Annotated in this window: 24 protein-coding genes and 2 pseudogenes; 11 read left to right on the top strand and 15 right to left on the bottom strand. The window is 45.1% G+C overall.

The window, feature by feature from the left end:
- Nucleotides 1–29: 29 nt before the first annotated feature.
- On the bottom strand, nt 30–2,474 hold the full coding sequence (locus tag IQR33_RS06505) for a collagenase (protein ID WP_017820899.1): 2,445 nt from the start codon (nt 2,472–2,474) through the stop codon (nt 30–32).
- Between the two features lie 302 nt (nt 2,475–2,776).
- On the opposite strand from IQR33_RS06505, the pseudogene IQR33_RS06500 reads away from it, so the two are divergent.
- Nucleotides 2,777–3,211: pseudogene (locus IQR33_RS06500) on the top strand (hypothetical protein).
- Between the two features lie 120 nt (nt 3,212–3,331).
- Here the strand turns inward: IQR33_RS06500 and IQR33_RS06495 are convergent.
- From IQR33_RS06495 to IQR33_RS06465, 7 genes are all read right to left on the bottom strand, one after another.
- Nucleotides 3,332–4,180: an ABC transporter permease gene (locus IQR33_RS06495; protein WP_025766753.1), complete on the bottom strand. Its 849-nt coding sequence runs from the start codon at nt 4,178–4,180 to the stop codon at nt 3,332–3,334.
- Between the two features lie 2 nt (nt 4,181–4,182).
- The gene (locus tag IQR33_RS06490) at nt 4,183–5,463 is read right to left on the bottom strand and encodes an ABC transporter permease (protein WP_053350407.1); all 1,281 of its coding nucleotides are present in this window, start codon (nt 5,461–5,463) and stop codon (nt 4,183–4,185) included.
- Nucleotides 5,460–6,581 carry an ABC transporter ATP-binding protein gene (locus tag IQR33_RS06485; RefSeq protein WP_005377849.1) on the bottom strand — a complete coding sequence of 374 codons (1,122 nt, stop codon included), beginning with the start codon at nt 6,579–6,581 and terminating at the stop codon, nt 5,460–5,462. Before IQR33_RS06485 ends, IQR33_RS06490 begins: the two co-directional genes overlap by 4 nt.
- Before the next feature lie 73 nt (nt 6,582–6,654).
- Nucleotides 6,655–7,569 (bottom strand): dihydrodipicolinate synthase family protein, encoded by a 915-nt coding sequence (locus tag IQR33_RS06480; RefSeq protein ID WP_033905160.1) that lies wholly within the window; start codon nt 7,567–7,569, stop codon nt 6,655–6,657.
- A gap of 56 nt (nt 7,570–7,625) precedes the next feature.
- A complete protein-coding gene (locus IQR33_RS06475; protein ID WP_193837471.1) occupies nt 7,626–8,600 on the bottom strand; it encodes an ornithine cyclodeaminase family protein in 975 nt (324 codons plus the stop codon).
- Between the two features lie 87 nt (nt 8,601–8,687).
- A complete protein-coding gene (locus tag IQR33_RS06470) occupies nt 8,688–9,761 on the bottom strand; it encodes a polyamine ABC transporter substrate-binding protein (protein WP_017633955.1) in 1,074 nt (357 codons plus the stop codon).
- 124 nt (nt 9,762–9,885) lie between these two features.
- On the bottom strand, nt 9,886–11,142 hold the full coding sequence (locus IQR33_RS06465) for an NAD(P)/FAD-dependent oxidoreductase (protein ID WP_017633954.1): 1,257 nt from the start codon (nt 11,140–11,142) through the stop codon (nt 9,886–9,888).
- A 109-nt stretch (nt 11,143–11,251) separates the two neighbouring features.
- On the opposite strand from IQR33_RS06465, the gene IQR33_RS06460 reads away from it, so the two are divergent.
- The 6 genes from IQR33_RS06460 to IQR33_RS06435 all read left to right on the top strand — a co-directional run bounded on the left by IQR33_RS06460 (nt 11,252) and on the right by IQR33_RS06435 (nt 17,780).
- Nucleotides 11,252–12,253 carry a 4-hydroxyproline epimerase gene (locus tag IQR33_RS06460; protein WP_017633953.1) on the top strand — a complete coding sequence of 334 codons (1,002 nt, stop codon included), beginning with the start codon at nt 11,252–11,254 and terminating at the stop codon, nt 12,251–12,253.
- Nucleotides 12,254–12,274: 21 nt separating this feature from the next.
- Entirely contained in the window at nt 12,275–13,807 is a 1,533-nt protein-coding gene (locus IQR33_RS06455) for an aldehyde dehydrogenase (NADP(+)) (RefSeq protein WP_017633952.1), read from the top strand.
- Nucleotides 13,808–13,959: 152 nt separating this feature from the next.
- On the top strand, nt 13,960–14,634 hold the full coding sequence (locus tag IQR33_RS06450; protein WP_005377862.1) for a GntR family transcriptional regulator: 675 nt from the start codon (nt 13,960–13,962) through the stop codon (nt 14,632–14,634).
- 30 nt (nt 14,635–14,664) lie between these two features.
- Nucleotides 14,665–15,429, top strand: coding sequence for a hypothetical protein (locus IQR33_RS06445; RefSeq protein WP_017633951.1), 765 nt, complete (start codon nt 14,665–14,667; stop codon nt 15,427–15,429).
- 364 nt (nt 15,430–15,793) lie between these two features.
- Nucleotides 15,794–17,389, top strand: a complete 1,596-nt coding sequence (locus IQR33_RS06440; RefSeq protein WP_193837425.1) for a S41 family peptidase — start codon at nt 15,794–15,796, stop codon at nt 17,387–17,389.
- A 70-nt stretch (nt 17,390–17,459) separates the two neighbouring features.
- Nucleotides 17,460–17,780, top strand: coding sequence for a hypothetical protein (locus tag IQR33_RS06435; protein WP_017633949.1), 321 nt, complete (start codon nt 17,460–17,462; stop codon nt 17,778–17,780).
- 71 nt (nt 17,781–17,851) lie between these two features.
- On the opposite strand, the gene rlmF is transcribed toward IQR33_RS06435, so the two are convergent.
- Nucleotides 17,852–18,979, bottom strand: a complete 1,128-nt coding sequence (gene rlmF / locus IQR33_RS06430) for a 23S rRNA (adenine(1618)-N(6))-methyltransferase RlmF (protein WP_017633948.1) — start codon at nt 18,977–18,979, stop codon at nt 17,852–17,854.
- Entirely contained in the window at nt 18,966–19,481 is a 516-nt protein-coding gene (locus tag IQR33_RS06425) for a M48 family metallopeptidase (protein WP_053303159.1), read from the bottom strand. Before IQR33_RS06425 ends, rlmF begins: the two co-directional genes overlap by 14 nt.
- 138 nt (nt 19,482–19,619) lie before the next feature.
- Here IQR33_RS06425 and IQR33_RS06420 point away from each other — a divergent pair, with 138 nt between their 5' ends.
- On the top strand, nt 19,620–19,850 hold the full coding sequence (locus IQR33_RS06420) for a glutaredoxin family protein (protein ID WP_005377871.1): 231 nt from the start codon (nt 19,620–19,622) through the stop codon (nt 19,848–19,850).
- 27 nt (nt 19,851–19,877) lie between these two features.
- On the opposite strand, the gene IQR33_RS06415 is transcribed toward IQR33_RS06420, so the two are convergent.
- Nucleotides 19,878–20,747, bottom strand: coding sequence for a LysR family transcriptional regulator (locus IQR33_RS06415; RefSeq protein WP_005377872.1), 870 nt, complete (start codon nt 20,745–20,747; stop codon nt 19,878–19,880).
- Between the two features lie 106 nt (nt 20,748–20,853).
- Between IQR33_RS06415 and IQR33_RS06410 the strand changes: the two genes are divergently transcribed.
- The 3 genes from IQR33_RS06410 (at nt 20,854) to IQR33_RS06400 (ending at nt 23,425) form a co-directional block, all read left to right on the top strand.
- Nucleotides 20,854–22,077, top strand: a complete 1,224-nt coding sequence (locus IQR33_RS06410) for an MFS transporter (protein WP_005377873.1) — start codon at nt 20,854–20,856, stop codon at nt 22,075–22,077.
- 89 nt (nt 22,078–22,166) lie between these two features.
- Nucleotides 22,167–22,739, top strand: coding sequence for a DUF1415 domain-containing protein (locus IQR33_RS06405; RefSeq protein WP_017633946.1), 573 nt, complete (start codon nt 22,167–22,169; stop codon nt 22,737–22,739).
- 110 nt (nt 22,740–22,849) lie between these two features.
- Nucleotides 22,850–23,425 (top strand): nucleoside triphosphate pyrophosphohydrolase family protein, encoded by a 576-nt coding sequence (locus tag IQR33_RS06400; RefSeq protein ID WP_005397767.1) that lies wholly within the window; start codon nt 22,850–22,852, stop codon nt 23,423–23,425.
- Nucleotides 23,426–23,493: 68 nt separating this feature from the next.
- On the opposite strand, the gene btuD is transcribed toward IQR33_RS06400, so the two are convergent.
- The 4 genes and pseudogenes from btuD to IQR33_RS32405 form a co-directional block, all read right to left on the bottom strand.
- Nucleotides 23,494–24,261, bottom strand: a complete 768-nt coding sequence (gene btuD, locus IQR33_RS06395) for a vitamin B12 ABC transporter ATP-binding protein BtuD (protein ID WP_080960060.1) — start codon at nt 24,259–24,261, stop codon at nt 23,494–23,496.
- The gene (gene btuC, locus IQR33_RS06390) at nt 24,248–25,243 is read right to left on the bottom strand and encodes a vitamin B12 ABC transporter permease BtuC (protein ID WP_193837426.1); all 996 of its coding nucleotides are present in this window, start codon (nt 25,241–25,243) and stop codon (nt 24,248–24,250) included. Before btuC ends, btuD begins: the two co-directional genes overlap by 14 nt.
- Nucleotides 25,244–25,325: 82 nt before the next feature.
- Nucleotides 25,326–26,354 (bottom strand): succinylglutamate desuccinylase, encoded by a 1,029-nt coding sequence (locus tag IQR33_RS06385; protein ID WP_017820882.1) that lies wholly within the window; start codon nt 26,352–26,354, stop codon nt 25,326–25,328.
- 274 nt (nt 26,355–26,628) lie between these two features.
- Nucleotides 26,629–27,000, bottom strand: a pseudogene (locus IQR33_RS32405) (oligoendopeptidase F); the annotation flags it as partial.

Genomic DNA, 27,000 nt, shown 5'->3' with positions numbered 1-27,000 from the left:
TTAAATTAAAATGATGCAGTTAAAATGCCCTACTGACGACACTTCTGAGCATCAAAATCAACGACGATGGCGGCATTCTCAAAGTCACCAGAGACTTTAACGTAGCCCCAGTAGTTACTCTGATTTGACAACGTAATACACTCTCCATTACCAATATTATCTGACCACCCGTGAAGATTAGCACCATCCGGCCAACCAGAGTTACTGTATTCAAGCTTTAGGTTGCCCATACCGTTCCCCGTCGTTATCGCCAGATTTGAGCTCTCATTCACCGCTGGCACGCTCAGCCAAATGGTTTGTTGATTTGCCAAGCAAACAGGCTCTCCTGCTGTTAGGCGCCCACCGCTTACTTTACTTTGCACCGCGCAGTCTTGTGGCAATGTGTCATTACCGCCCAACGTTGAGATAACAACACTATGAGTGGCGGTTGCCGTCAAGCCTTCACTGTCTGTCACACTTAGACTGACCGAATACTCCCCTTCACTCCCATATTGGTGCGTCGGCTTGGTTTGTGTACTTGTCGAGCCATCACCGAAGTCCCATAAGACGCTGACGATCTTCCCGTTTGGGTCTGTACTGTTTTCACTGCTAAATGTAATGCTTTCACCGACTTTCCCCTTGTTGTTTGCGGTTATGACTGCATTAGGTGCACCATTTGAGACAAGGGCTTGCTGCCACTGCTCAAACTCACTTTGATATAAATTCGCCCATTGGGTGATCGTTGCTTTGTAATTGCTCCAATTCCCTTGGCGTGTTTCCACCAGCATTTGGTTTACGTCATCTTTATGATTTTCAAACATAAAACGTACAGCTAAGTACCCCCAACGATAAATTCGATCGACATCAAACCCATCATAAGTAGTCTCGAAAATCTCACTTAAGGTATATGTCGAGCCGTCTAAAATCGTCTCAAGTGCTGCTTGGTTGTCATTTTCTTGAGCGACATACTCTGCAATGCCTTCACTCCACCACACTATTTTTTCAGTTGGATGACTAAACCCTCCATAGAGATCAAATCGACCATCTAAGTAATGCACGTATTCGTGCTCTAAGTTCCAGACAAAGTGATCCGCGTTCGCATAAGAGGCTTCATAAGCAATAAAGTTGGGAATATTCCCCGGCTGGGAAGGATCGCCTTCCAAGTACATACCGCCATTGTCAGTACTAATATCGAAAATTGGCCCTGCGTACTTACCATAATCGGTGCTTGAATCGAAGATATTGACTTGGAGCTGAGTATTGTGGTCATCTTTTACTGGCTGTTCACCAGTTTCTAATGACTGATGAAAGTAACCCTCTTCGTAACCCATTTTAGAACATGCGGCCGCGTGTTGCTCTTGCGTCATATTCTGGGACAATATTCGAATTGTTGGACTACAAGTATAAGTTTGCGATAGCACTAAGCCTTTTAGCTCAGTTTCGAAATTACAAATTCCGAACTCACTACAATCTGCGTAATATGAGGCAGTGTCCGCCGCCGCAAGCCAAACCGCGTCACCCCGACCATACATTTCATACTGTTCAAAGATTCGACTCAGCTGACTCTTCACAACAGAACTCGCGTTACCCGTATACTTGGTCAAACGCCCGAGCTCTCGCCCCGCATTCGCGGCCATGAACTCATCTTCAGCACCGATTGATGATGCCCTCAGAGCAAAATCGCCTAAAGCTTTGGCAAGGTCCGTTTGGTTGCCAATTATTTGCACAAATTGCTCGTTCCACTGCCCACCAAACAAAATAGTGAAAACACCGTTAACTGCATTGCGCATATACCAGTGCTGGGCGTATTGATCATTCCAACGTGTAAGCCACTGGGTCACTTGCGGTAAGTACGCGTGCTGCAAGCCCGCACTATCCATAGTGATGATGACTTCACTAAGCACTTTGCCGTGACGGTCGCTGTTCTCATAGAAGTTTGCGTTATTAACAAACGCATCCACGGATTCTTTCACCGCTGGGGTAACCCATTCAATAAATGAGATGTTGTCATTGTAAAACTCGGCGTAATAACCCGCGCGCAAGTATAAGAAAAACGTTTCGAGTTCATCGCTCCCGCCACCTGTATACCCCTTCGCCAATGTCGTAGTGCGCTTCGCAATGTTGTACATATGATCGGAGCTAAATACCGACTCCTGAATCCGACTTTCAGCAGAGAATAACTGGTTCACGCACGTCGCGCCCTGACTTAAAATTTCGCTGATCAATTGGTTACTGCTTTCGGTAACCAATGCTTCCAAATCACAAGCAGTGCTCGACTCATCAAGGCTTTCAAGTGACTGTACTCGAGTTGCCTTGGAGGGCTGAATAGGGAGAGTTGCGGTTGGTTGGTATTCAACTCGATTGGATTCAACACCGTGTGTATGAGCCGAATGTGCATGTTGCTCTGTAACTTGAGAAACTGGCTCGCTTAACGCAAATACGCCAGTGCTGGTTAATGTTGTCGCAATCGCGACACTCAAAGTCTTCAGTTCCATCTAATTTCTTCTATATTGAGTTTTCCTTAAATGCATTACGTCTTTTGCATCGCCACTGCCCTTATTACTGCAAGAGCATCTCCATATAATCTACTCGCAAGACAAGATGAAACATTTTGTTAACAACTGAACGTGACGGTGTCAGTTTTTGGTACTCGAGTTGCCGTTGCACGAGCTTGCCAGAAATCGATTTGCTTTAGTAATATTGATCAACTAGTTGTTTATCTTTCCATTCAAATATCTTTTATTGCTCCTCACAAAAGCGATAAAATGGTTTCTTTTCTTTTTGCTAAACAACTCCTATGACCGACGCTGATATTGAGCTACAACATCTTTGGTTAGAAGTCCAAGCCGAACGCTGGCAAAACCTGCCACGCTTTTTATTCAGTTACTAATGCTACAAGCACAACCTTGTCAGTAAAACCAACAAAGTTTGTTGGGAGACGGCACGTGCAAGACTGCCCGCTTCAACATCAATAAAAGAGCGAAAAAAGGCGGTGGTTGAACCGTTAGTCTCTGAGGAAACCGTCGTTGGGTTATTGAAATCCATCAGCAAAGATGGGGAAATGACGTTTAACGTGATGGTAACCACACTTAATGCGTTTTTGCACTATGTTGTGATTAGCAAGGAAGAGAAAGCCCGACTTAAACCAAACATGCCAGCTAGTTGGTATCAGCGATCAAACAAGTCGCCTTTGGCACGTTTCGAGCAGGCTGGCATTAATCTACAGGAGTGACATGTCAGTCATCGCTGATGATAAACACAAAAGACAAGCGCCTACAATGAGGCGCATTTGGTCAAAAATTGAGGAGCCCCTAAACAAAAGTGCGTAGCGAGCAACAAAGAAAAAGTTTGGTTATTCTTGAATGCCTCGAATGCGTACATTACGCCTACGTAGAACTTCTAAAGTCACGAGCAAACACACCGACATAAAAATCAGCAACGTAGCGACCGCCAATATAGTCGGACTGATTTGCTCTCGAATTCCTGACCACATCTGCCTAGGAACGGTTTTTTGTTCTGCCCCAGTCAGGAATAACGCCACCACAACCTCGTCGAACGAAGTGCCAAAAGCAAACAAGCCGCCAGAAATCATCCCCGGACGAATCAGAGGAAAGGTAATGTGTCTGAAAGTATAAACAGGGTTTGCTCCTAAGCTAGCCGCCGCTTTTACCAAGCTATGGTCAAAGCCGCTTAACGTCGCAGTAACGGTAATGACGACAAAAGGCGTACCTAACGCAGCGTGTGCCAAAATGACGCCTAAATAAGTTTGTGATAAGCCAAGGCGTGTGTAGAAAAAGTACATCGCAGCAGCAGAGATAATGACTGGTACGATCATGGGCGAGATCAACAGCGCCATAATCGTATTGCGAAAAGGCAAGTTACTACTTGCTAAACCCAACGCCGCCAGAGTTCCCAGCCCTGTTGCAACGAGTGTCGCCATAAAAGCAATGAACGTGCTATTTTTCAGCGCCAACAGCCACTGATCACTAGTAAACATTTCTTGATACCAGCGAGTAGAATACGCTTCCGAATCAAGGTTTAACATCCCCTCGGTAAAAGTAAAGTAAGGCGTTGCATTAAACGATAACGGGATGATGGTCAGAATTGGAGCGATTAAAAAGAACAGCACCAACCCACAAAAAGCTAAGTAACCTGCGTAAGCAACTCGCTCTACTTTTGATGCATAGTTTGGTAATGCCATGGTTATCCTCCTACCTTAAGGTTATTAATACCAACCACACGGTTGAATATATAAAACAGAACCAGTACAACGAACAAAAGCAGTCCACCCAATGCGCCAGCCATCCCCCAGTTCAGTGATGTCTGCATATGATAGGCAATCATATTGGAGATCATCTGTCCGCTTCTTCCACCAACCAAAGCGGGCGTAATGTAGAAGCCAATAGAAAGAATGAAAGTAAGCAAGGCCCCCGCACCTATCCCCGGTAACGTAAGCGGCATATAAACTTTGATGAACGCAATGAAAGGCGTCGCGCCTAGAGAACGAGCGGCACGGAAATAAGTTGGGCTAATTCCTTTCATTACGCTATACAGAGGCAGGATCATAAAAGGCAACAGAATGTGCACCATAGACACCACCGTTCCGAAGGTATTGTGAATCATCTGAATTCGCTCAGAAGTAAAACCCGACCAAATAAGGAGATCATTAATGACCCCTTGGTTTTGCAGCAGAACAATCCAAGACGTGGTTCTGACTAACAATGATGTCCAAAATGGCAGCAGCACAATAATTAAAAGTAAGTTCGCGCGCTTATCAGGTAAATTGGCAAGCAGGTAAGCAACGGGGTACGCCATCACCAAACAAATTAAGGTGATTGAAATAGACATCCAAAAAGTTTTAAAGAAAAGGTCGACGTATATTTGGCGTTTTTCTGGTTGGGGCTCAATGTCTCCAAACTCATTCACTTGCAAGTCTAGCGCTGCAAGATAGTGACTGAATGTTAATGCGCCACTAAGATTCTTAAACGCCGCCCAATATTTAGGATTAGTCCATCGCTTATCCAGCTTAGCCAACTGTGTCACCGAGCTCGGCAGCGACGTCAAACGAGACAACTTTCTGCCGGTTTTCATGAGTAAACTGCGCATACCAGACTCTTCAATATTCATCCGGTTGGCTATTTTCGGCAGCTCTTTGCTTTGATAAAGCGCAAGTACTTCAACAGAGAATGCCTCAATGACTTCTTGATGAGGCTGACCTTGATAATCCCAACTTTCTAAGGCTTGAATAGTTTGTGGTAGTGACAGGGATATTTCTCGGTTATCCACGCTTCGATAAAGCATGTCGAGGATAGGAAAAGCAAACGTAAGCAGAATAAAACACACCAATGGCGTTGTGAGCATAATGGAGCGAAGCTTTTTTCGGCGCTCGGCCTTTTGCAACTGCGCTTTCAAATTGGTTTCTTGCTCATGAACTTGGCGTTCGATTTCCAATACAGAATCTAATGCGGTTAGCTCTCGACTCATGCTGCTACCTCGCTACTTTGAGTTTGTGTCCCATCAAGAGCATGGCAATCGTCACTTTGCCAACCAATACGACAAATTGAGCCAGGCGTTAACTGCAAGTGTTTACGATTATCGTTAGGTACTTTAACGATGAAGTGACCAACGCTCTCTACTTCGACGACCAGACGATAATGATCACCGTGATAAATCAATTCTCGTAGGACGCCCGAGACTTGGTTCTCACAAGACGCTTTCTCTGGTTGAATAACAATCTTTTCTGGTCGAATGGAAAGTGTTGTTCTCTGCCCTTGCTCAGAGACTCTGACAGGTTTCGCAGTAAATAACTCTTTCCCAACGAGCACTTGGCAATACTTTCCGTTCCACTCTTTGACTAAACCTGAGAGTTGGTTGTTTTCTCCGATAAACTGCGCAACAAACGTATTACTCGGAGATTCATAAAGCTCGGTTGGTGTCGCGAGTTGTTGCACTTCGCCGTGATTAAAAACCGCAATACGGTCGGACATAGTGAGAGCTTCGTCTTGATCGTGCGTCACATACAAAATGGTAATGCCAAGCTTTTCATGCAAATGTTTAATTTCCATCTGCATTTGCTCACGCAGCTGCTTATCTAACGCGCCTAGTGGTTCATCCATCAACACGAGTTTAGGCTCAAACACTAATGCTCGCGCTAACGCAACACGCTGTTGTTGACCACCTGATAACTGCTTCGGGTATCGAGTCGCAACATGCTCAAGCTCGACCATTTCTAATACACTCTGAACTTTGCTTTGAATCGTGTCACTGTCGAGTTTTCGCACCTTTAAAGGAAACGCAAGATTCTCAGCAATGGTCATATGTGGAAACAACGCATAGTTTTGAAACACCATACCAATATCGCGCTTGTGCGGCGCGAGATGATTGACAGGAACGCCATCGATATAAATGTCTCCACCGGTCGCAGTTTCAAAGCCTGCTAGCATCATCAAGCAAGTGGTCTTGCCCGATCCTGACGGCCCCAACATAGTAACGAACTCTCCAGGAGTAATATCTAAGTTGAAGTCTTTCACCACCAAATTCGTGCCATCGTAGGTTTTCTTAACGTGTTGAAAGCTGACATAGTCCTTGTTTTCCGTGCTCATGACTTCCCTCTTCTCATTTTTTGAATATTACGAATGAGTAGAGCGTCAGTTAACGCTCTACTAAACAGCACAATTACAGATTGTATTTGGATAGGTCTAAGCGGGTTTCTAACGCATGTTCAACCATTTGAATGACTTGTTGACGCTCTTCACCTTGTAAGAGTTGGCGTGGCGCACGAACTTGTTCAGAGCCACGTCCGCAGACTTGCTCGGCCAATTTTATGCACTGAACCAGCGTAGGAATGGTGTCTAAACGCAGTAGCGGTAAGAACCAACGGTAGATTTCTAACGCTTCAGCATAACGACCTTGGCTTGCCAGTTTATAAATCGCGACGGATTCTTCTGGGAATGCGTTGGTTAAACCAGAAATCCAGCCGGTCGCACCTAGCATCAATGATTCAAGAGCGATGTCATCAACACCACTGAACACGGTAAAGCGGTCATCAAATTTATTGTAAAGCTCAGTGATACGACGAGTATCAGTGGTCGACTCTTTGATAGCTACAATACTTTCAAACTCAGCCAGTTTCGCCATAATATCGAGGTTTACATCGACACCATAAGCAACCGGGTTGTTGTAAATCATGATTGGCATTTCTGGCGTTGCTTCTGCTAGCGTGCGGTAATATTCGAACGTTTCGCTCTCAGACGTGCGGTAAACCATGGCAGGCATCACCATACAACCATCGATACCAATTTTGTGCGCATCCTGCATGTAATCAACAGCTGCTGTGGTAATAGACTCTGCTGTACCAGCAATCAAAGGCACACGGCCATTTACGACTTCTTTTGCCGCTTGCAAGACCTGGCGTTTCTCCTCCGGGTACAACGCACAGTTCTCACCGACAGTACCCAAGCAGATAATGCCATTCACACCATCTTTAATTTGGTTATCTATAACAGTTTGCGTTGCGTCTAAGTCGATTGACTGATCTTGACGGAATTGCGTACTGACCGCCGGATAAACACCTTTCCAATCAATTTTCATGAACTACCTTCCTTATATGTATATTGTATGCAATTTAAATGAACGAGCGAAAATGCTCAGACATGGCTATCTATGCCATTTTCTAACAACACCGCCTTTACAGCGGCCAAATCAGCCAAAGCACTGCCAACTGATTTGTATAAAGTAATGACCTCATCGTTTTGACGTCCTGAGATTTGTTGGGCGCAAAGCTGCGGTAATTCCCCTTTGATATCGTCTGAAGTGAACACGCCCTCTTGAATTGGAATGAGAAGATCGCCCGCTTCGGCTAATACATTAATACGGCTATCAACATACACCTGTGCTCGTTGCACTGCTTTAGAGTCGCATTCACGCTTGTCCAAATCATGATTACCGACCAAATCAATATGGGTGCCCTGCAGCACGTCTGCGCCATTAAACAAAGGCTCTGCTGATGCGGTAATACAGCTGATGATGTCAACGTGTTTGATAACGTGGTCCACTTTTTCTACGACTGAAACACGGAACCGACGCTCATCAGGAAGCGATTGATACTCTGAAGATGACACAATGGCATCTACCGTCGCCTCGGCTTTGTCTGAGTTACGCCCCCAAATATAAACCTGCTTAAGTGGGCGAACCGCAGCGTATGCCCACGCAAAATAAGGCGCAAGATTGCCCGTTCCGCAGATCAACAGACGATCAGCACCGGGACGCGCCAAATAGTCCGCTGCCAACGCAGAAGCTGCGGCGGTGCGCCAAAACGTTAAAACTTTACCGTCCACGAGTGCGAGCGGCTCACCATCGTTTCGTCTAAAAACAAGCAGCTTAGATGCAAGCGTATCTTTTCCTTGCTCGGGGTTATGCGGGAAATACGTAAAGGCTTTCACCGCAATTAACTCCTGGTTCCAAGCAGGAAGTAGCGCAAACGCCTCGTATTCTCCCTCTTCTAAGGGCATGACTCGGCGTTGAGGTATTGTTGCTGGCCGCGAGTACATTTCACGCATCGTTTCAATAAGAGACTTCATTGTTAAACATTGCGCGACTTGCTGTGCTTCGATGACTTTCATCATTTCTCCGAAAACATAAATACAGTTGAGGAAAAGTACGGAACCTCGCTTATGGATGAAAACTCGGCCCCATACAAAAATTAACGCCTAGTTAAGCAGCCAGGTGTTGAACTCTTCATTGAGTTCATCCGCGTAGTCTGACCACCATTCATCGTTAATCAGGAAGGCGGTTTGGAAGTTTTGAGGTGCGGTAGGAAGGTTCGCTAAAATGTCTGGGTTCACCTCCGCCGAAGACGACTTACGCGTAGGCCCATAGGCAACGTACTTAGCTTGATCAGCTAATGGTTTTGTTCCTGAAGAAAAAGCAATAAAGTCCAATGCAAGCTTTGTGTTCTCACTCCCTTTAGGTATCGCCCATCCATTCATGTAACCCATTTGACGGTCCCATATAATCCGAAATGGTTGACCTTCATCTTTACGGGCATTGTGGATTCGGCCGTTAAACGCCGAGGCGATCACCACTTCTTTGTCTGCAAGCATTTGAGGTGGCTGGGCACCTGTTGTCCACCACAGTACTTCTGATTTGATCGTATCCAACTTAGCAAAAGCACGCTCACGCCCCGCTTCGGTTTCGAGCAGGCTGTAGACCTCTTCTGGCTTTACACCATCAGCCAATAGTGCCCACTCAAGATTGCCCTGAGGTTGTTTTTGCAATGCACGTCGACCTGGAAAAGTTTTTAGGTCAAAAAGATCGGTCAACTTGCTTGGCAAAGCCTTACCTTTAAACGCGTCTTCGTTCACCGCTAATACAGTGGACACAACGATGGTATTGATTGCGCATTCGTGAATCGCACCATCAATAAAATCCTCTTGTGCTGGTGTTCCATCAGCTCCCGGAGGCAAAATACTTGGGCTCACTGGTTCTAATAGCCCTTCTGCACAACCACGAACAATGTCCGGCTTGTCGAGAGAAACCAAATCCCAGCGCACATTGTTCGCTTCCACCTGTGCTTTAATTTCGGCTAATCCGCCGCTGAAATCCTCGGATACGATCTCAACACCTGTTTTTTTAATGAAAGGCTTATGATATGCCTCCACTTGGCTCTTGGTGAATGCACCACCCCAAGATACGACCGTCAATTTGTCTTCAGCATAAGCAGAGGTCCCCAACAGCATTCCTGAGATCAACAGCGCCAATGGTGCTTTGGTCATTCGTGACACGTTTTACTCCTTTTGGTTGTTTTTCTGGAGGCATCCGAGTACGGCTGTTGGATACCAGTTTTTGTTAAAATTAAGTTAACATTAGCATTTAATATATTTTATACAATATTTAATATTAAATTTTTCAGGCAAATCGTTGTAATGAAAAAGGTGAAAGATCAATCGATGTCGGCTTTCCTTCGATAAGCTCTAAAAGGAGATCTGCCGTAATCGCCGCTTGAGTTAATCCAAGGTGTTGGTGGCCAAATGCCAGTAATACATTTCCATCCCAAATGCTATCAATAACCGGTAACGAGTCGACTGTTGAAGGCCGATTACCCATCCACTTTTCTCCTTGCTTGAGTGAATGTAACCCCGATTCAAACATCTCATCACCTAACTGAAAAAGCATTTCTGAACGTTTCATATTGGGTGGTGATTCTACATCGGCATACTCCACAGTGCCTGCCAAGCGTAGCCCACCTGACATCGGAGTCATGATGAATTTTCTATCGGCAGAGCTAATAGGAAATGGCAGTACATCACGCTTGTCATCCACCATTAGGTGATAACCACGCTCGGCTTGAATAGGCACTTTGACTCCGGTTAGTTGCCGTATCAAAGGCTTAGAATGTACACCAGCGGCAACAATGATTCGGTCAAATGAATGTGTTTGAGACTCAACCAGCACATCGCCATTTTTCGCCAACGCAGATACACCTTTTTGTAAAACCTTACCGCCAAGAACTTCAAAAGCTTCACTTAGCTCAGCACAGAGCTGATAAGGGTCTAGCGTATGACCGGTTTCGGGAAAAAAGACTCCGATACGAACCTTATGGCTGAGATCAGGTATTCGCTCTCGAATCGCCTCTTGTGTCCAAACTTGATGCGTCACACCGTTTTTAGCCAGTGAGTTAAGCGTACTTTGATAATTCTGAAACAGTTTCTCGTTTTCAAAAGTGAGCAATGAACCATTCATTTTTATTAGATGCGCTTTTCCGATTGAATCAAGCACGCCACGCCAACTTGCCACTGACCGCTCGTTAAGACTCTTAATCGCGTTTTTTGCCCGCTCCGCGGCTGATGGCTTGGTTTGTAATAGAAAACGAATCATCCACCCGATTGTGTTTGGAATATCTTGCCAACGGATCGAAACCGGACTTTTGGAATCTAGCAGCATTTTAGGTAATTGTGGAAGCAGCGCTGGCGTTGCAAGAGGGAAGATTTGCTCAGTCGCGATATGACCTGCATTTCCCTTAGAGCATCCATTCCCCACGCCATTGGGATCAAAAATCGTGACTTGATAACCTTGCTGCTGCAACTTCAATCCAATTGATAAGCCAATAATCCCCGCACCTATCACGGCGATCCTTTCCTTTTTGGTTTCATCCTTGACCAACATAAATATGCTCCGAGTCACACTTGAAAACGTAGATTGTATACAATATATTTTACATTACGTTAACATCACTATTGTTTAATTCAACCATTTTTTCAGCAAGGAGCGAAAAATGAGACAAGGAACTTTTTTCTGTATTGATGCCCACACCTGCGGCAACCCAGTTAGGCTGGTCGCAGGCGGTGTGCCTCCACTCGAAGGCAATACCATGAGCGAAAAGCGCCAATACTTTCTTGAGCATTATGATTGGATTCGTCAGGCACTCATGTTTGAGCCTCGCGGACACTCAATGATGTCGGGGTCAGTTGTCTTGCCTCCTTGCAGCGATAACGCAGACGCTTCAATTCTGTTTATTGAAACCAGTGGCTGCTTACCAATGTGTGGCCACGGCACCATTGGAACCGTCACTACCGCTATCGAGAATCGCCTTATCACTCCCAAAAAAGAAGGCCGTTTGATACTTGATGTCCCAGCAGGACAAATCGAAGTGCACTACCAAACAAAAGGTGACAAGGTCACGTCGGTGAAGATATTTAACGTACCAGCTTACCTTGCCCACCAAGACGTAACCGTGGACATAGAGGGCTTAGGTGAGCTCACTGTCGATGTTGCTTATGGCGGAAACTATTACGTAATCGTCGATCCTCAAGAAAGCTACGCCGGACTTGAACACTACTCTCCAGATGAAATTTTGATGCTTTCACCAAAAGTTCGCGAAGCGGTATCTAGAGCGGTTGAGTGCGTACATCCAGAAGATCCTACAGTATGCGGTGTTTCTCACGTGCTATGGAGCGGAGAGCCCACACAAGAAAACGCCACCGCTCGAAATGCTGTGTTTTACGGTGACAAAGCGTTGGATCGCTCGCCATGTGGTACGGGCACAAGTGCACGCATGGCGCAATGGCATGCAAGAGGCAAACTCAATCAAGGGGAAGACTTTGTTCACGAAAGTATCATCGGCAGCCTATTTCAAGGACGTATAGAAGGCATTACCGAAGTGAATGGCAAAGCCGCTATTTTGCCAAGTATTGAAGGATGGGCACAAGTATACGGTCACAACACGATATGGGTAGACGATGAAGACCCATATGCGTACGGATTTGAAGTGAAGTAATAAGGATAGTAAGGAAGAATGATGAACCCACAAGAACCAACCACTTTTTACGCAGTCAACGCCTTTACTGGTGAGCCTCTACCCACAGAGTTTCCGGTGCATGGGGAGCAAGAAGTTAATCAAGCAGCCTCAGCCGCCCAAAGCGTTGCGCGTGAGTTTCGCCAACTAAGCAATGCAAAGCGAGCGAGCTTACTTTGCTCTATCGCCTCTGAATTGGAAAAGAAGAGTGAAGAAATCGTTGCTCGTGCTCATTTAGAAACTGCCCTTCCCGAAGCACGTTTAAGCGGTGAAATAGGACGTACCGCCAACCAATTACGACTATTTGCCGAGGTTGTGAGCTCGGGTAATCACTATCAAGCAATCTTCGATACGCCAAACCCAAACCGTCAACCACTGCCAAAACCAGATATTCGCCGTCAACAAATCGCAATTGGCCCTGTCGCCGTGTTTGGTGCGTCTAATTTTCCGCTCGCATTTTCTACTGCAGGTGGTGATACGGCTTCGGCACTGGCTGCTGGCTGCCCTGTGATTGTAAAAGGCCATACCGCCCACCCTGGCACCAGTCAACTTGTTGCTGAGTGTATTGAGGCTGCACTTGAGAAAGAGTGCTTACCGCAAGCCATCTTCACGCTATTGCAAGGTAACAAACGTGCACTTGGCCAAGCACTCGTTACCCATCCAAAAATTAAAGGGGTTGGGTTTACAGGTTCAGTCGGTGGTGGCCGTGCGCTGTTCAATCTAGCCCAGCAAAGACCAGAGCCAATCCCCTTCTATGGCGAACTAGGGGCGATTAATCCAACATTTATTCTCCCTTCAGCCATACGGGCAAACGCATCATTGGCTGAAGAATTTGTGGCTTCTATGACTTTGGGCTGTGGACAATTTTGTACAAAACCAGGCGTTGTATTTGTCTTGAATAGCCCAGAAACGCAAGCCTTTATCGAAATCGCTCAAGGGTTAATTCGACAACAATCAACGGCCACTTTGCTAACGCAAGGAATCCGAGAAACGTATGAATCCGAAGTGGATAAGCGAGCTTCCGAAACAGGCATTAACGTCACTCGTTCTGAACAAGCAGAAGCGACCAATGTCTCACCAGCACTGTTCGTGACGGACAGTAAAAACTGGCGTGAAAACCCGCAATGGGAGGAAGAAATATTTGGTCCTCAATCGTTAATCGTAATCTGTGAAGATTTCGATGACATGTTGAAACTGAGTGATTCACTGACTGGATCGCTCACCGCAACCCTTCACGCTACCGCTGAAGACGAAGAACAAGCCAAGCAACTGCTTCCAAGTTTGGAAGAAATCGCCGGACGCCTTGTATTCAACGGTTGGCCAACTGGCGTCGAGGTTGGTTACGCTATGGTTCATGGTGGACCATATCCGGCTTCAACCAATTCTGCCTCAACATCTGTCGGTGCGGAGGCTATTCATCGTTGGTTGCGTCCGGTCTCTTATCAAGCTTTGCCAGAATCTTTATTGCCGGATTCATTAAAAGCGTCGAACCCACTGGGTATCCAACGCGCCATAGATGGCAGTGTGTCCCAATAAGCCCACCAAATGGCTCAAAAAGGCATCAACTGATGCCTTTTATTTCACTCTACTTCTCAAAACCTTCTTTCCTAGTTGGTTTGTGCCAGAAAAACAATAAACTACTAAAGTAAAATGGATTGGATACAATATTAATTTCACGGGAGACTTCAATGTCACAGAAACCTGTTTTTAAAACGCGCACTCAGCTCGTTGAGGAAGCAATTCGAACTCAGATCTTGAAGGGCGAGTTAAAAACTGGTCAACCTTTACGTCAAGATGCGTTAGCAAAAGAGTTTAATGTTAGCCGAATTCCTGTGCGTGAAGCGTTAGTTCAATTGGAAGCACAAGGACTCGTTAGCTTTGAACCTCACAAAGGTGCGACGGTCACTGAGCTATCTCCAGAGAAAATCAATGAGCTATTTGAACTGCGCGCTGTCGTGGAATGCCACATTTTAGAGCGCGCGATTCAAAATATGACAGACGCTGACCTTGAACGCGCGCGCGAAGTTCGCGAACGTTTCGAGTCAGTAGTGAACAGTGGCGACGAAGTAGAAGAATGGAGCAACTACAACTACGAGTTCCACAAAGCCCTATATGCGCCAGCCAACATGCCTGAAACTATGGACGTCATTTACAACCTGAACACAAAGTGTGACCGATACATACGCATGCAGCTATTGTTTACTACAGGCATTAAAAAGGCAGAAGAAGAGCACTTAAGCTTGTTTGAAATGTGCCAAAATCGCGATATCGAAGGCGCCAAGTACCTACTGAAAAAGCACATTCTAGAAGCAGGCACAGCGATTCGAAACCTGCTGCTTGAAAGGCAAAATATCAGCCAGTAAACGGAATAACGAATAAGGTGATATTCAAGGATGAATGTTGGACCAAAGTTTTTACTTGCAGCGCTACGACAAAAGATTAAAGAAGAAGGGCTTTGCTACAATTCCTTGTCAGAGAAAAGTGGCATCCCTTTATCTAGTATTAAACGCCACCTACATAATCCAGCTTTAGGTTTGGATAAAGTACTTATTTATCTGAACTACCTGAATACCGATCTCATCGAACTCGCAACCTTAGCCAACGAGCTTCAGCACCAAAACGAGCAAATGCTAACAGATGAAGAGAGCGCCCTTTTCGTTGAGCATCCTTACTTACTTGATTTTATTTATATGCTGACTTCTCGTGATATTAAACCGCAAGAGATAGCCCAAACTTACGGACTTTCTGATACAAGCTTACGATTCTATTTGCGTATCGCGGAAATTCTAGGATATGTCGAAAACTTCGGAGACGGCTTGTTTTACCGTTCTGGTCGTCGATTTATTATGGAAGAAGGTACGGCATTAGACACCTTATTCAAAGAGCGATTTCAACAAGATTCGCTTTCTCATGATATCAACCCAGGCGTATGTATAGGTCGCATTAGGCTCACCGAAGAGCAGAAAGTGCAAATAGAGGACGAGCTTTGTAATAAATTAGCGAAACTTAACGCAGTTAACACTTCCAACAATGAAGGTGAACTAATAAATATATTAATGCGCTGCACTCCCGGTGCTCAGATATTTTTCGCTGATGATTTACCTAACATTGACGGAAGCCTATTAAAGCACGTCGCTCAACTCACTAAATTAAGTTAAAGCATCAGACAAATAAATCAAACAAACCCCAGATAACATCATATATCCCTACCAAACTATTGATTCAAAGCGTTTCCTGAATCTAATTCTGATTTTTATTTAGCAAGCATCGCTTAGTCAACTAAGAACTTGTCTTAATTTCACACTTATTAATTGTCTTGTTAGCTCTTTTGAAATAGACAGAAAACTTAAGTAATGACTAATTTAGCTTAAGTATAAAAGACAACTTTTTTACGTTATTTACCTCACACTATTTAACTATAAATTTGCAGACGAACAAATTAAATTAATACATTCACCTAGCTAATAAAAACAAAAGCAAAACACATAATTATAATTCTATTATTTATAAGGACATAGAAAAGTGAAATTTAAGTATTCTTTAGCAACGGCAGTCACTCTCGCATTATTACAAGGCTGTGGCGGTGGCGGCGGTGATGGTTCATCACCTACTCCGTCAACTAGCAGCGCAACTGGACCAACATGGAAAGCCGGTGATTATAGCCAACCGTCGAAAACGTTTATCAACCAATGTGAAACGCCCCGCGTCGGACTGGACCCATATGACAACTATGCCGCCTATCCAGATAAATTGGGCTCTACATTGCACGAAAAACTCTTTTTAAGAGCTTTTACTAACGAAACGTACCTATGGTATGACGAGGTTCCTGATAATAATCCAGCAAACTACAAAACTGTTACTGATTACTTCAATACGCTGGTCACCTCTGCTACTACCGCGACGGGTAAACCCAAAGATCGCTTCCATTTTACCGTCCCTTATGAAGATGAGATGAAATCATCGCAATCCGGTTTAGTTGCTGGATTTGGTTTCAACTGGGCATTCTTACGTGGCGTACAACCTCGAGACGTTCGTATTTCCTACAATGAAGAAGCCTCTCCAGCTGATAGAAGCGGCATTGCTCGTGGTGATAAGCTTCTGAAAATCAATAATATTGATGTGGTTAACACCGGTAGTCAGTCCGACATTGATTTTATTAATAAAACGCTCTTTAACCCTGACATCAATCAAGATTACACCTTCACATTTGAGAGTGTCGACGGTCTAGTGAAAACCGTGACGCTTACCGCCTCTGATGTCATGACCTCTCCAGTTAAAAATGCCAAAGTGATTACACACAATGGTATGCGGATCGGCTATCTGCAATACAACTCCTTTGAACCAAGCGCTCAAGCCCCGCTTATTGAGGCGTTCAGTACGCTCTCAGCAGAGAATGTTGACGAGATCGTCGTTGATTTACGTTACAACGGCGGTGGCTTAGTCCTTCAGTCCTCGCAAGTAGGCTACATGCTAAGCAGTGCTGGTCAGAACCGAGTCTTCAGTGAGTTGATTCACAATGACAAAGTGATGCGTACCATTAAAGATGGGGATAACATCTATCGCTTTACAAATCTAGCAATAGACTGGGCAGCACAGAAATATTCGGACCAAGTGCTTCCGACACTGAACAAAAAGCGCGTATATGTGCTGACTTCAGGAGGCACGGCTTCCTCAAGTGAACTGCTAATCAACGCTTTGCGCGGCATTGATGTGGAGGTTATCCAAATAGGCTCAACAACCACAGGTAAACCGTATGGGTTCTCACCAGAACAAAACTGCGGCACTATGTACTACACTATTCAGTTCAAGTCGGCGAACGAGAAAAAATTTGGCGACTTCGCTGATGGTTTTATTCCTACTCCAAAGAGCCAAATCAATACCGAGCTAGGCTTAGACAATAGAGTGGAAGGTTGCTGGGTCAATGACGACCTAACAAAACCATTAGGCGATCCATCTGAAGGTATGCTTTCTGCGGCACTAAACTACATGGAAACTGGAACCTGTCCGCCAGTATCCCCTTCAAGTTTCAACGCCATGCCGCGTAACATTTCATCTCCGGAGTTAAGCGATCTTCGCTCTCCGCTACGAACAGAGGCAATTCATGTTGAGATCAACTAGCTTTTTACGAATGCTGATTCGGGTGGCGCTTTTCCTAGGCACTTCAATTTCTTTGATAGGATGTCAAGCTATGTCACAAGAACCCGTTGAAGCATTGAGTAAAAAGAACTCTCCGGAAACAGTCATAGAAATTCAAAACGCGATCGCAGAAATCCAAGGGACACCAGCACCTAGAATCGCAAATAACGTATTTGAATCTTCACCGCATTTGTTGATTGAAAAAGGACGAGTAAAAGGGAACAACAATCAACTGTTGGATGGCAGCTATAAGGATCTTCCAGACCAATATACGTTGCAGATAAGAGGTGAAACCTGTGGCTTGTACTATGCCAAAACAGATACTTTTGTCTCTCTCAGTTCACTAGATTGTGAGCCCAACATTAAGTTTTAGATCTCCCAAAATAGAAGCCCGCTGATATCAGCGGGCTTCCTACTTTATTGTTCAGTGTGAAACGGTCAACGTTACTTTAGTTCAATCCATGCTTTGCGCTGTTGCTTATCCATGTATGACCAAGCTACAAAGCGGCTCACTTTCTGCCCTTGACTCATTTCAACCACACGAATGGCTTTCACACCCAATTTTTCAAGCTGCTTGCGCATCGGACGAACGTTGTCTTTTTTGGATATAAGGGTTGTAAACCACAAGACCTGCGCGGCAAAAGCTTGGCTTTCATTCGCCATTTTTCGGATAAACGCCGCTTCTCCACCTTCACACCACAATTCAGCGTTTTGACCGCCAAAATTCAACGCGGGCTTACTTGTCTTTACTTGTGCGGTTTGAGGTTTTAGCCCTTTCTTGCGCTGGTTTGCTTTTAGATTATCGATTTTACGCTGGCTGCCCATAGCGGCATCTTCCGCCGAACGGTGGAATGGCGGATTACATGTCGTCACATCATAACGATCATTCGGTTGAATGATACCTCGATAAATATTGGCATCATTGTATTGCTGTACCAGTGCAATTTTTCCCGTCAAAACACGATTGTGCTCTACGATCGTTTGAGCCGATTGGATGGATTTTGGATCGACATCGCTGCCCGTATAGTGCCAACCGTATTTTGTTACACCAACAATCGGATAAATACAGTTTGCTCCCACGCCAATGTCCAACGCTTTCACTTTTTGGTGCGCGTACTGACCTTTTACTTCACCATCAAGTAGTTCTGCCACTCGGTGAATGTAATCAGCGCGGCCCGGAATCGGTGGGCAAAGGTAGGTGTCGGGAATGTCCCAGAACTCGATACCATAATACGCAGCAAGCAATGCTTTATTGAGCATTTTAACAGCATTAGGATCAGAGAAGTTTATGGAGTCTTCCCCTTTCGGATTTTTGATAACGAATGGCTTTAACTGTGGTTCACTTTCCACGAGTTTTTTAAAATCGTAACGACCTCGATGAACATTACGCTCATGCAAACCATTCTTCGCTATTTTTATGAACTCGACTTCGCTCTTTCCTGCAGGCTGCGAGGATTTGCGCGCAACTTTGTCTTTAACACGCTTCGGCTTGGCTTTATTCGCGTCTTTATTCTGACCCGCCATTGAAGTCTTTGGCTTTGCTTGCTTCGCGTTGTGATTATTGTTCTTCATTCAAATTCGCTTTTAAATCGAGGTAAATCATAAACAAACGAGCATCAAATTCGAGTTGGTGATACTCAGGCTCCATATAGCAACATAGCTGATAGAACGCCTTGTCGTGGTTTTTCTCACGAGTATGCGCCAACTCATGTACCACCAGCATTCTTAATAGTGGCTCGGGCGCATCCTTAAATACATTGGCAATGCGAATCTCGTTTTTCGACTTCAGCTTACCGCCATGGTTTCTACTGATTACACTGTGCAAACCAAGCGCGTTGTTTACGGCGTGAATTTTCTTATCGTAGACAACTTTACTGATTGGCGCGGCTTTCTTCATGTAGCGGTTTTTGATTGCCATGGCGTACTCATAGAGCGCCCTTTCGCTTTTGATTTGGTGCCTATCGGGATAACGCTTTTCGAACCAAGGAACAAACATGCCACTCGCTATCAATGAGCTCACCTGCTCTACGATGTTTTGTGGGTAGCCCTGAATGTATCGAAGTGACGGATGCATAGAGTTAACGTCTGTTATGACAAAATAAAGGCGCTCAATATACCTGAGATAAAGGACAGTTTCACCTTAGCTTTCGCCTTTCATTTATGACGAAAGGCCGTTAAACTTCGCCTCCCAATGATAATGGAGAGAAATTCAATGAAACGTGTCGTTCTTTACGTCAAAGATAAATGCCCTCACTGCAAAGATGCTCAACGTTATCTGGATTCGAAAAATATTAACTATCGTTTGTGCAATGCTAAGATGCAACGCGGTCGCAAAGAACTTGATGCGCTTGGTGCTCGTTCAGTGCCTGTTTTAAAAATTGGTGATCGGGTAATGATTGGCTGGAACCCAAAGAACTTCGAGAAGATGTACAAAGGCGACTAGTGCTCGGACGATGAATCTGCGCTGCATTTAAACGTAGCGCTTGATAAAGTCGATAAACGTTCGATCTGCTATTGATAAGTACCCCTGCTTGCGCCAAGCAAGTGCCAGATCCAGCGTAACGGGTGGTTCAAACGGTAGGCCAACAACGCCCGACTCATGTTGAGTCACCAATTCCAGTAACGCGGTAATCGCAAACTCTTGTTTCACAATACTCAAAATCAAAGGCAGTAAGTTGGTCTCGAATGATGACTTCATGGTAAACCCATGCTCCTCACTCACCTGATCCAAAAATTCACGGTGAAAATAGCCATGCTGAAACATAACCAAATCGTGTTCAAAGAACTCATCAAAAGTAAGAGCGTCTCGCTGGGCTAACTCATGCTCAGGTGAAACAACTGCGACCATTTGGCTAGTAAACAAATGGTCAGTTTCTAGGTCATCAGGCACGTTATCACAACTGATCACACCGATATCGAGTTGACCATTGAGCAGCATACGACGAATCGATTGAGTCCCAGCTTCGACCAAGGTCAATTTTAACTCCGGGAACTGGCTTTTAAACGCCATCACAATTCGTGGAAAGAAATAACTGCCCATCATTGATGGCGTCCCGAGCCTTACTTCGCCTTTCGCTAAGCCTTTCAACTCATCAATCGCGAGCTGCGCGTCGTGCAACTGTTGAATCACCCGCTTGGCATGTATAAGTAGCGTTTCGCCCTCTTTCGTTAAGCTGATTTTTTTATCATCACGGCGAAATAGGGTAACGCCCAAAGACTGCTCAAACTTTTTGATAGAAATGCTTAATGCGGGCTGGGCAATATGCAGGGCTTTCGCCGCATGGGTAATATTTCCATGTTCAGCGACCGCCAGAAAATGTTTAAGTTGTTTCGATTCCATTAGATCAAAAATATATGGTGTCCATATTTTTAATATATTTTTTTAATTTATAACGAACTGATAGATTGATCACAGTCTCTCCATTTGCTCACATTAGGCAGGATTCATGGTCAGTTTTGGCACACCGGAATACAAACGCATTACGCTCTCGCTAGCGCTTGGTTCCTTCTTAGTTTTTTCAAATTTATACCTACTACAGCCAATGCTGCCCACTTTTGCCCAAATTTTCACGATCTCAGAAACGCAAGTGAACTGGTTATTTGCGGCCTCAACACTCGCTCTCTCTTTTAGCCTCGTTCCGATGGCTGTGTTGTCAGAATCAGTGGGACGAAAGCCAGTCATGATGGCTGGTCTGTTTTCGATTCCTACCCTTTCCGCTTTGATGCTGTTTGGTGACTCATTCCTGTTTTTGGTGGTATGTCGAGCACTGATCGGTGTCGCGCTCGCCGCTTTTGCTGCGGTCGCCGTGGCTTACATGGCAGAAGAGCTCGACAAGCACGCTTTCTCGATGGCAATTGGAACGTACATTGCGGCTAACTCATTAGGCGGTATTGCAGGACGTATTAGCGGCGGCTTATTGGCGGACAATTTCAATGTTGATGTTGCCATTGAAGTTATGATGGTGTTCACTCTTCTTGGTGTCATTGGCGTTCACTATTTATTGCCAACACAGCGCAACTTCACCCCGTCATCAAGCAGCTTGCGCCATCAAAATCGTGCGCTTATTGGTCATTTTAAAAACCAACGCGTGTGGTTCGCGATGCTGATAGGAGGACTCAACTTTGCTTTGTTCGTCAACCTTTACTCCGTAATGGGGTTCCGTCTGGTGAGTGAACCTCACAATGTGCCCGTCGGGTTGGCCTCACTGATCTTTATTTGTTACTTGGGAGGAACTTTCTCCTCTCGTTGCGCAGGCCACTGGAGTAAACGTTATTCATCAATCCTCGGCATGTTCTTGGGCGCGATAGTGAGCATGACGGGGATGTGGATTGCGGCGGTTGAAAGCTTGACTGCAATGCTATTTGGGTTGTTGCTGATAAGTTTTGGTGCCTTCTTTACTCATACCCTCGCCTACGGTTGGGTCGGTCAGAATGCCACTCGCGCCAAAGCCACCGCGACTGCGCTCTACTTAGTACACTACTATGTAGGCGGTAGTTTGGGAGGATTCTTACTTCTTTATTGTTGGCAACATGGTGGTTGGTCGAGTGTTCTTATGGGGGGAAGCGCAGTCTACCTAGCGATGTTTGCTGCGATTGCGTATTTGAAACACATTGCCGAAAGAAAGCACACTGACCAAACACCTGACGCTGCGAGTTTAAAGAGTAGCTAAGGTACGCTCATTTGCGTAATACCTCTCTGGTTACTTGGATAACCAACTCTGCTATGCTTGCGCTACTTTAATAAAAACCAGAAAGTCGTATGTCAACGCGTTCAACACAAAACACAGATATCGAAGCGATCACTCAACAGGTCGATCAATGGCTCAACGATGTAGTAATCGGTCTCAACCTTTGTCCGTTTGCTGCCAAGCCGCAACGTAATAAACAAATCAAAATCTTTGTTAGTGAAGCGACTCAAGAAGAAACGCTTCTTGAAGATATTTTATTGCAACTGATTGAGCTGAGTAACACAGAGCCCGAACAACTTGAGACCACGTTGGTTGTGGTTCCCAACATGCTACAAGATTTCTGGGACTACAACTTTTGCATAGATTGGGTTGAAGGATTAATTAAGCAGCAAAACTGGGAAGGTATTTTCCAAGTAGCGACTTTCCATCCTGATTACTGTTTTGGCGGCGCAAGGCCTGAAGACGACGAAAACCTGACCAATCGTTCTCCTTACCCGATCTTCCATTTGATTCGCGAAGAGAGTATGGAAAAGGTACTAAAACACTATCCTGATCCTGAATCCATTCCCGATACGAACATCGCTCGTGTTTCCGCCCTTTCAGAGGAAGAACGTAAAAAGCTGTTCCCTTACCTATTTCGTTAAGCACCACCATTCCCCAAAGGCAGATTTATCACCAGTTAGATGCAATGCCCTTGGGGTTCAAAGTGCGGTTTGGTATCATTGCCGCTTCAATCGATTCAATGGAAATTAGAATGCAACTGTCAAAGCTAACCCAAGAGATTTTTGATCACTTATACCGTGATATCACCGAGTTCCGTAGTACGTTCGACTTACCAGTCGCAGACGCTGCAAGCCTTGATGCACAAGCAGATACACTACATACCTCTTTGGCGATCGAAGAGCTAACAGAGCTAGCAGAAGCAGATTGTAAAACTGAGCAAGCAGATGCCATCGTAGACAGCGTGTATGTATTAATGGGCCGTCTCGTTCATCTTGGCCACAGCAAAGTAGAAGACAACCTGGCGATCAGCTACTTAATTGATCTTCTATTAAACGTTGCGGTAAACCGTGGTATCGAGTTTATTCCTTGCTGGGATGAAGTACATTCAAGCAACATGAGCAAAGTATGCCGTAACGAGCAAGAGTACTCAGAAACAGAAGCATTCTACGCAGAACAAGGCATCAAGTTGATGGCGGTGCAGAAAGGTGAATACATCATCGCGAAATGCGCCGAAGATTTCGTATCGGAAGGTAAAACCATTCGTAAAGGCAAAGTACTCAAATCTGTTTACTACCGCCCAGCAGATCTAAAACCGTTAACTCAGTAAGCGTTAAGTTTGGCTTTCTCGATTAAAGAAACGACCTCAAGTAGGTCGTTTTTTATTGTCCCTAAATACTAATCAAAGATTAAATAAGGTTGCTCATCTACGATGACCTTTTTGACTTGAGTATTGAACACTTCCCCGAGAGCTTCTTCCGTTAGCACAGTATCGGCATTTCCTGATGAGTGCAGCACACCGTTGTTAAGCAGCAATACTTTATCTGCGTGCTTTAATGTGCGATTGAGATCGTGATTAGCAACCAATACTCCAATTCCCTGCGCCGCCATAGCGTTAATCAATTGATAGAGCAGACCCTCTTGCGCAATATCTAACGGTGCTGCTGGCTCATCCAAAATTAAAAACTGCGAAAAAGGATTAATGGTACGCCACACCTGCAAACATACACCTGCTAATCGGACACGCTGCCACTCACCACCGGATAATGTTTGAATACTGCGATGAAGCTTATCTTGCAGTTGTACCAGCTCCACCACCATATTGACGGCATCACGCACTTTGATATCCGCAATCTCAGCACCACTTGGCAGAGATAAAGCGAGATACTGAAACACATCAACATTAAACGCTGGGCGCGATTGCTGACACAAATAACCTCGAACATGAGCTTGCTCTGACAACGGTAAAGTAAGCAAGTTTTTGTTGCCAACGTACACTTCACCACTCATACCGTCTCGGTGACTTAACGTACCAGAAATCGCAGCCAATAAAGTACTCTTACCGGAACCATTAGGCCCAACGATATGTACGATTTCGCCAGCTTTGCATTCAAAAGAAAGAGGCAATAATCGACTACCAACCGACATATGTTTAACGTGCATCATGACTCTTCACCAGCATCCAGATGAAAATAGGTGCGCCAATCGATGTTGTCATGACACCTAAAGGTAACTCTGCGGAGTCCAATAACAGTCTTGCGCCGATGTCAGCAAATACAAGCAACGCAGCACCAGATATTGCAGAAAGTGGCAATAAATAACGGTTTTCCGTACCAAAAGCCAAACGCAACAAGTGCGGCACCACCAAACCAACAAAACTGATGATGCCACCCAAAGCGACTGAACTACCCACCAAAACAGAAATGGCGAGGATCAATTTCCAACGCATTTGATGCACATCGACACCCAATTGGGTCGCATGAATCTCACCCAGCATCAATCTATCAAGCGATTTGCCTTTACAACATAACCAGATGAGCACCGGTAACATCACCAAGGTAACGGTATGTTGATACCAACTCGCACCGCCAATACTGCCCATTAACCAATACATCAGTTGGCGTAAGCTAAGATCATCACTAAAGTAAAAAGCCCACGTCACAATCGCACTCGATAAAATACCCAATGCGACCCCAACCAAAAGCAATCGAGCCGTCGTCAGGTGCATTGCCCTTGCTATCGCCACCAAAACAAACGTGAAGACCATCGAGCCTGCAATCGCTGCCAACATAAAAACAATCGGGGTAGGAAGAACAGGTGACGCGAACATGATTAAGACCATTGCTAAGCTTGCACCACCAGATATACCGAGCACGCCAGGTTCAGCCAACACGTTCCCAAGCAACACTTGTAACGTCGCGCCAGATACCGCTAACGCAGCACCAATAATTGCCGCAGACACTAACCTCGGTAAACGCAAGTCCACCAATAACTTCTGTTCAAATGCAGATAAGGATTGAAAAGGAGAAAGGAAAATTTCTCCGACCATCAAGTGAATGGCAGAGAGTACAGCGAGCACGATCGACATAACTATCAGGTTACGTTGCCAGCGTCGTTCCTTGTTCAGGATAAGTTGTTGAAAATCCATAGCGGCCGATAAAAACAAACGAGGCTTAACCTTACAGTTAAGCCTCGGTAAATTGCAATTAACTTCTCAAAGCAATGTTGGATTAATCGTAAACCAACTCACCCTCTTCAAAACGGGTTTTCACTTCACAAACCATCAGAGCTGCACGTTGACCTATTGCGACGTGGCGGTTCGGGAAGACAATCGCTTCGTTTTCATTCTTCGCCATTAATGGTTTGTCGCCATCATGACCAAACACTTCGCCGTGAACAAATGAGGTGAAGTTTTCAACATTATCGTCGAACATAAAGTCAAAGTCTTCGTTCAAACGAACGATTGTGCGACTTACGCGATACTTAATGCATGGTTTTGGTAGGTGTTCTGGCTTCGTTTCCGCAATCAAATTACGTAAAGACAAATCAAACGCGGTCAGTTTATCGAGGTCATTTTCACCAATACGAGCCACGCGTCCAAGCTCCATTGTGAGAGCCTGCGCACCAAAGTTCTCGGCACTGTACCAGCTAAACGTGCTCGATGGTGAGTTTGACAGGAGCACAGCTTCAATGTGTGCACTGTCCAAGAAATCGATCAATGCCTTGCTGCGCACAGGATGACGAGTCTTAGGACTTACTGCAAACGTATAGTGCTTCGAGCCTCTAATCGCGCAGTGTAAATCAAGGTGCCAGCGTGTTGTCGGGTCGGTATCCTGATAAAAATCTCGAACAAGCAGCTTAAGTGTATCGGCGATAACAAGCTCTTTTGTCTGTTTATGTTCTTTTTCGTCAAACAGACGGTTGAGGTTTTCTTCGAGGAATCGCGTGTGCGCCAGAGTGGATTCTGGGTGAGCGATAATGAACAGACAACGGGTATCGACCGTCTGGAACCCAGATTCTATGTCTTGAATAATGGAATCCACCAGCTCCATCGGTGCGGTTTCATCTCCGTGAACCCCACAAGAGATGATGATGTTCTTCGTATCCTGAGTATAATTCGCAGGGATTACTTCTAATACACCACGCTGATAGAGTTTAAGTTTTACACCGCTAGAAAGCACCTGCTCCGCTGGTGCAACATCAATATGAACATCTAACGTGTCAGTTAAAAACGATTGGCGAAAGAGAGACTTCGTCATGCGTTACTCCTTAATAGCACGGCGGATATGTTAATAAATTGTACAAAGGATTTTTGTTGCTGCGATCTCACTTATGAGTAGAAATCACTATTTCCCTCGAAAATCCGATGCCTTTTCGCGCCAGGCACTCAAATCAAGCATTGAGGCGTTTAATTTTCAAACAATTACAAAGTGTTAGGGCTGTGAACTTTACCACAGCCCTGATTAAGATCATTATGATTTGATCAAATTTTTGTAGCTATAAAGCAGATTATGCATCAACACTGCGAAAAACTTAGCCGCGCTGTGCGAGCAAACGCTCAAACTCATCGACTTTTTCACGCACTAGCTCAACACTCTGCTGCCAAAACGTTGGCTGGGTTAAATCCATCGACAGGTGCTTTTCGACGACATCTTCCGCCATCATGCAGCCTGTATCGCGCAGCAAATTGATGTAATCGGTGTAAAACGCTTCGCCTTTGTTTTCTCGCTGTGCATAGATACCCTTGCTAAACAAGAAACCAAATAGGTATGGGTAGTTATAAAAGCTCACGCTATCAATAGAAAAGTGCAACTTGCTTGCCCAGAAGTACGGATCCGGTTCGCTCATTACGTCGCCATACCATTCTTTCCAAGTTTCTGACATCAACTCACAGAATTCATCTGC

The organism is Vibrio sp. OPT46 (genome assembly GCF_015163535.1).
Classification (GTDB): Bacteria; Pseudomonadota; Gammaproteobacteria; order Enterobacterales; family Vibrionaceae; genus Vibrio; species Vibrio alginolyticus.
The sequence above is the reverse complement of the archived record's forward strand: the minus strand, read 5'-3'. Positions and strand labels throughout refer to the sequence as shown.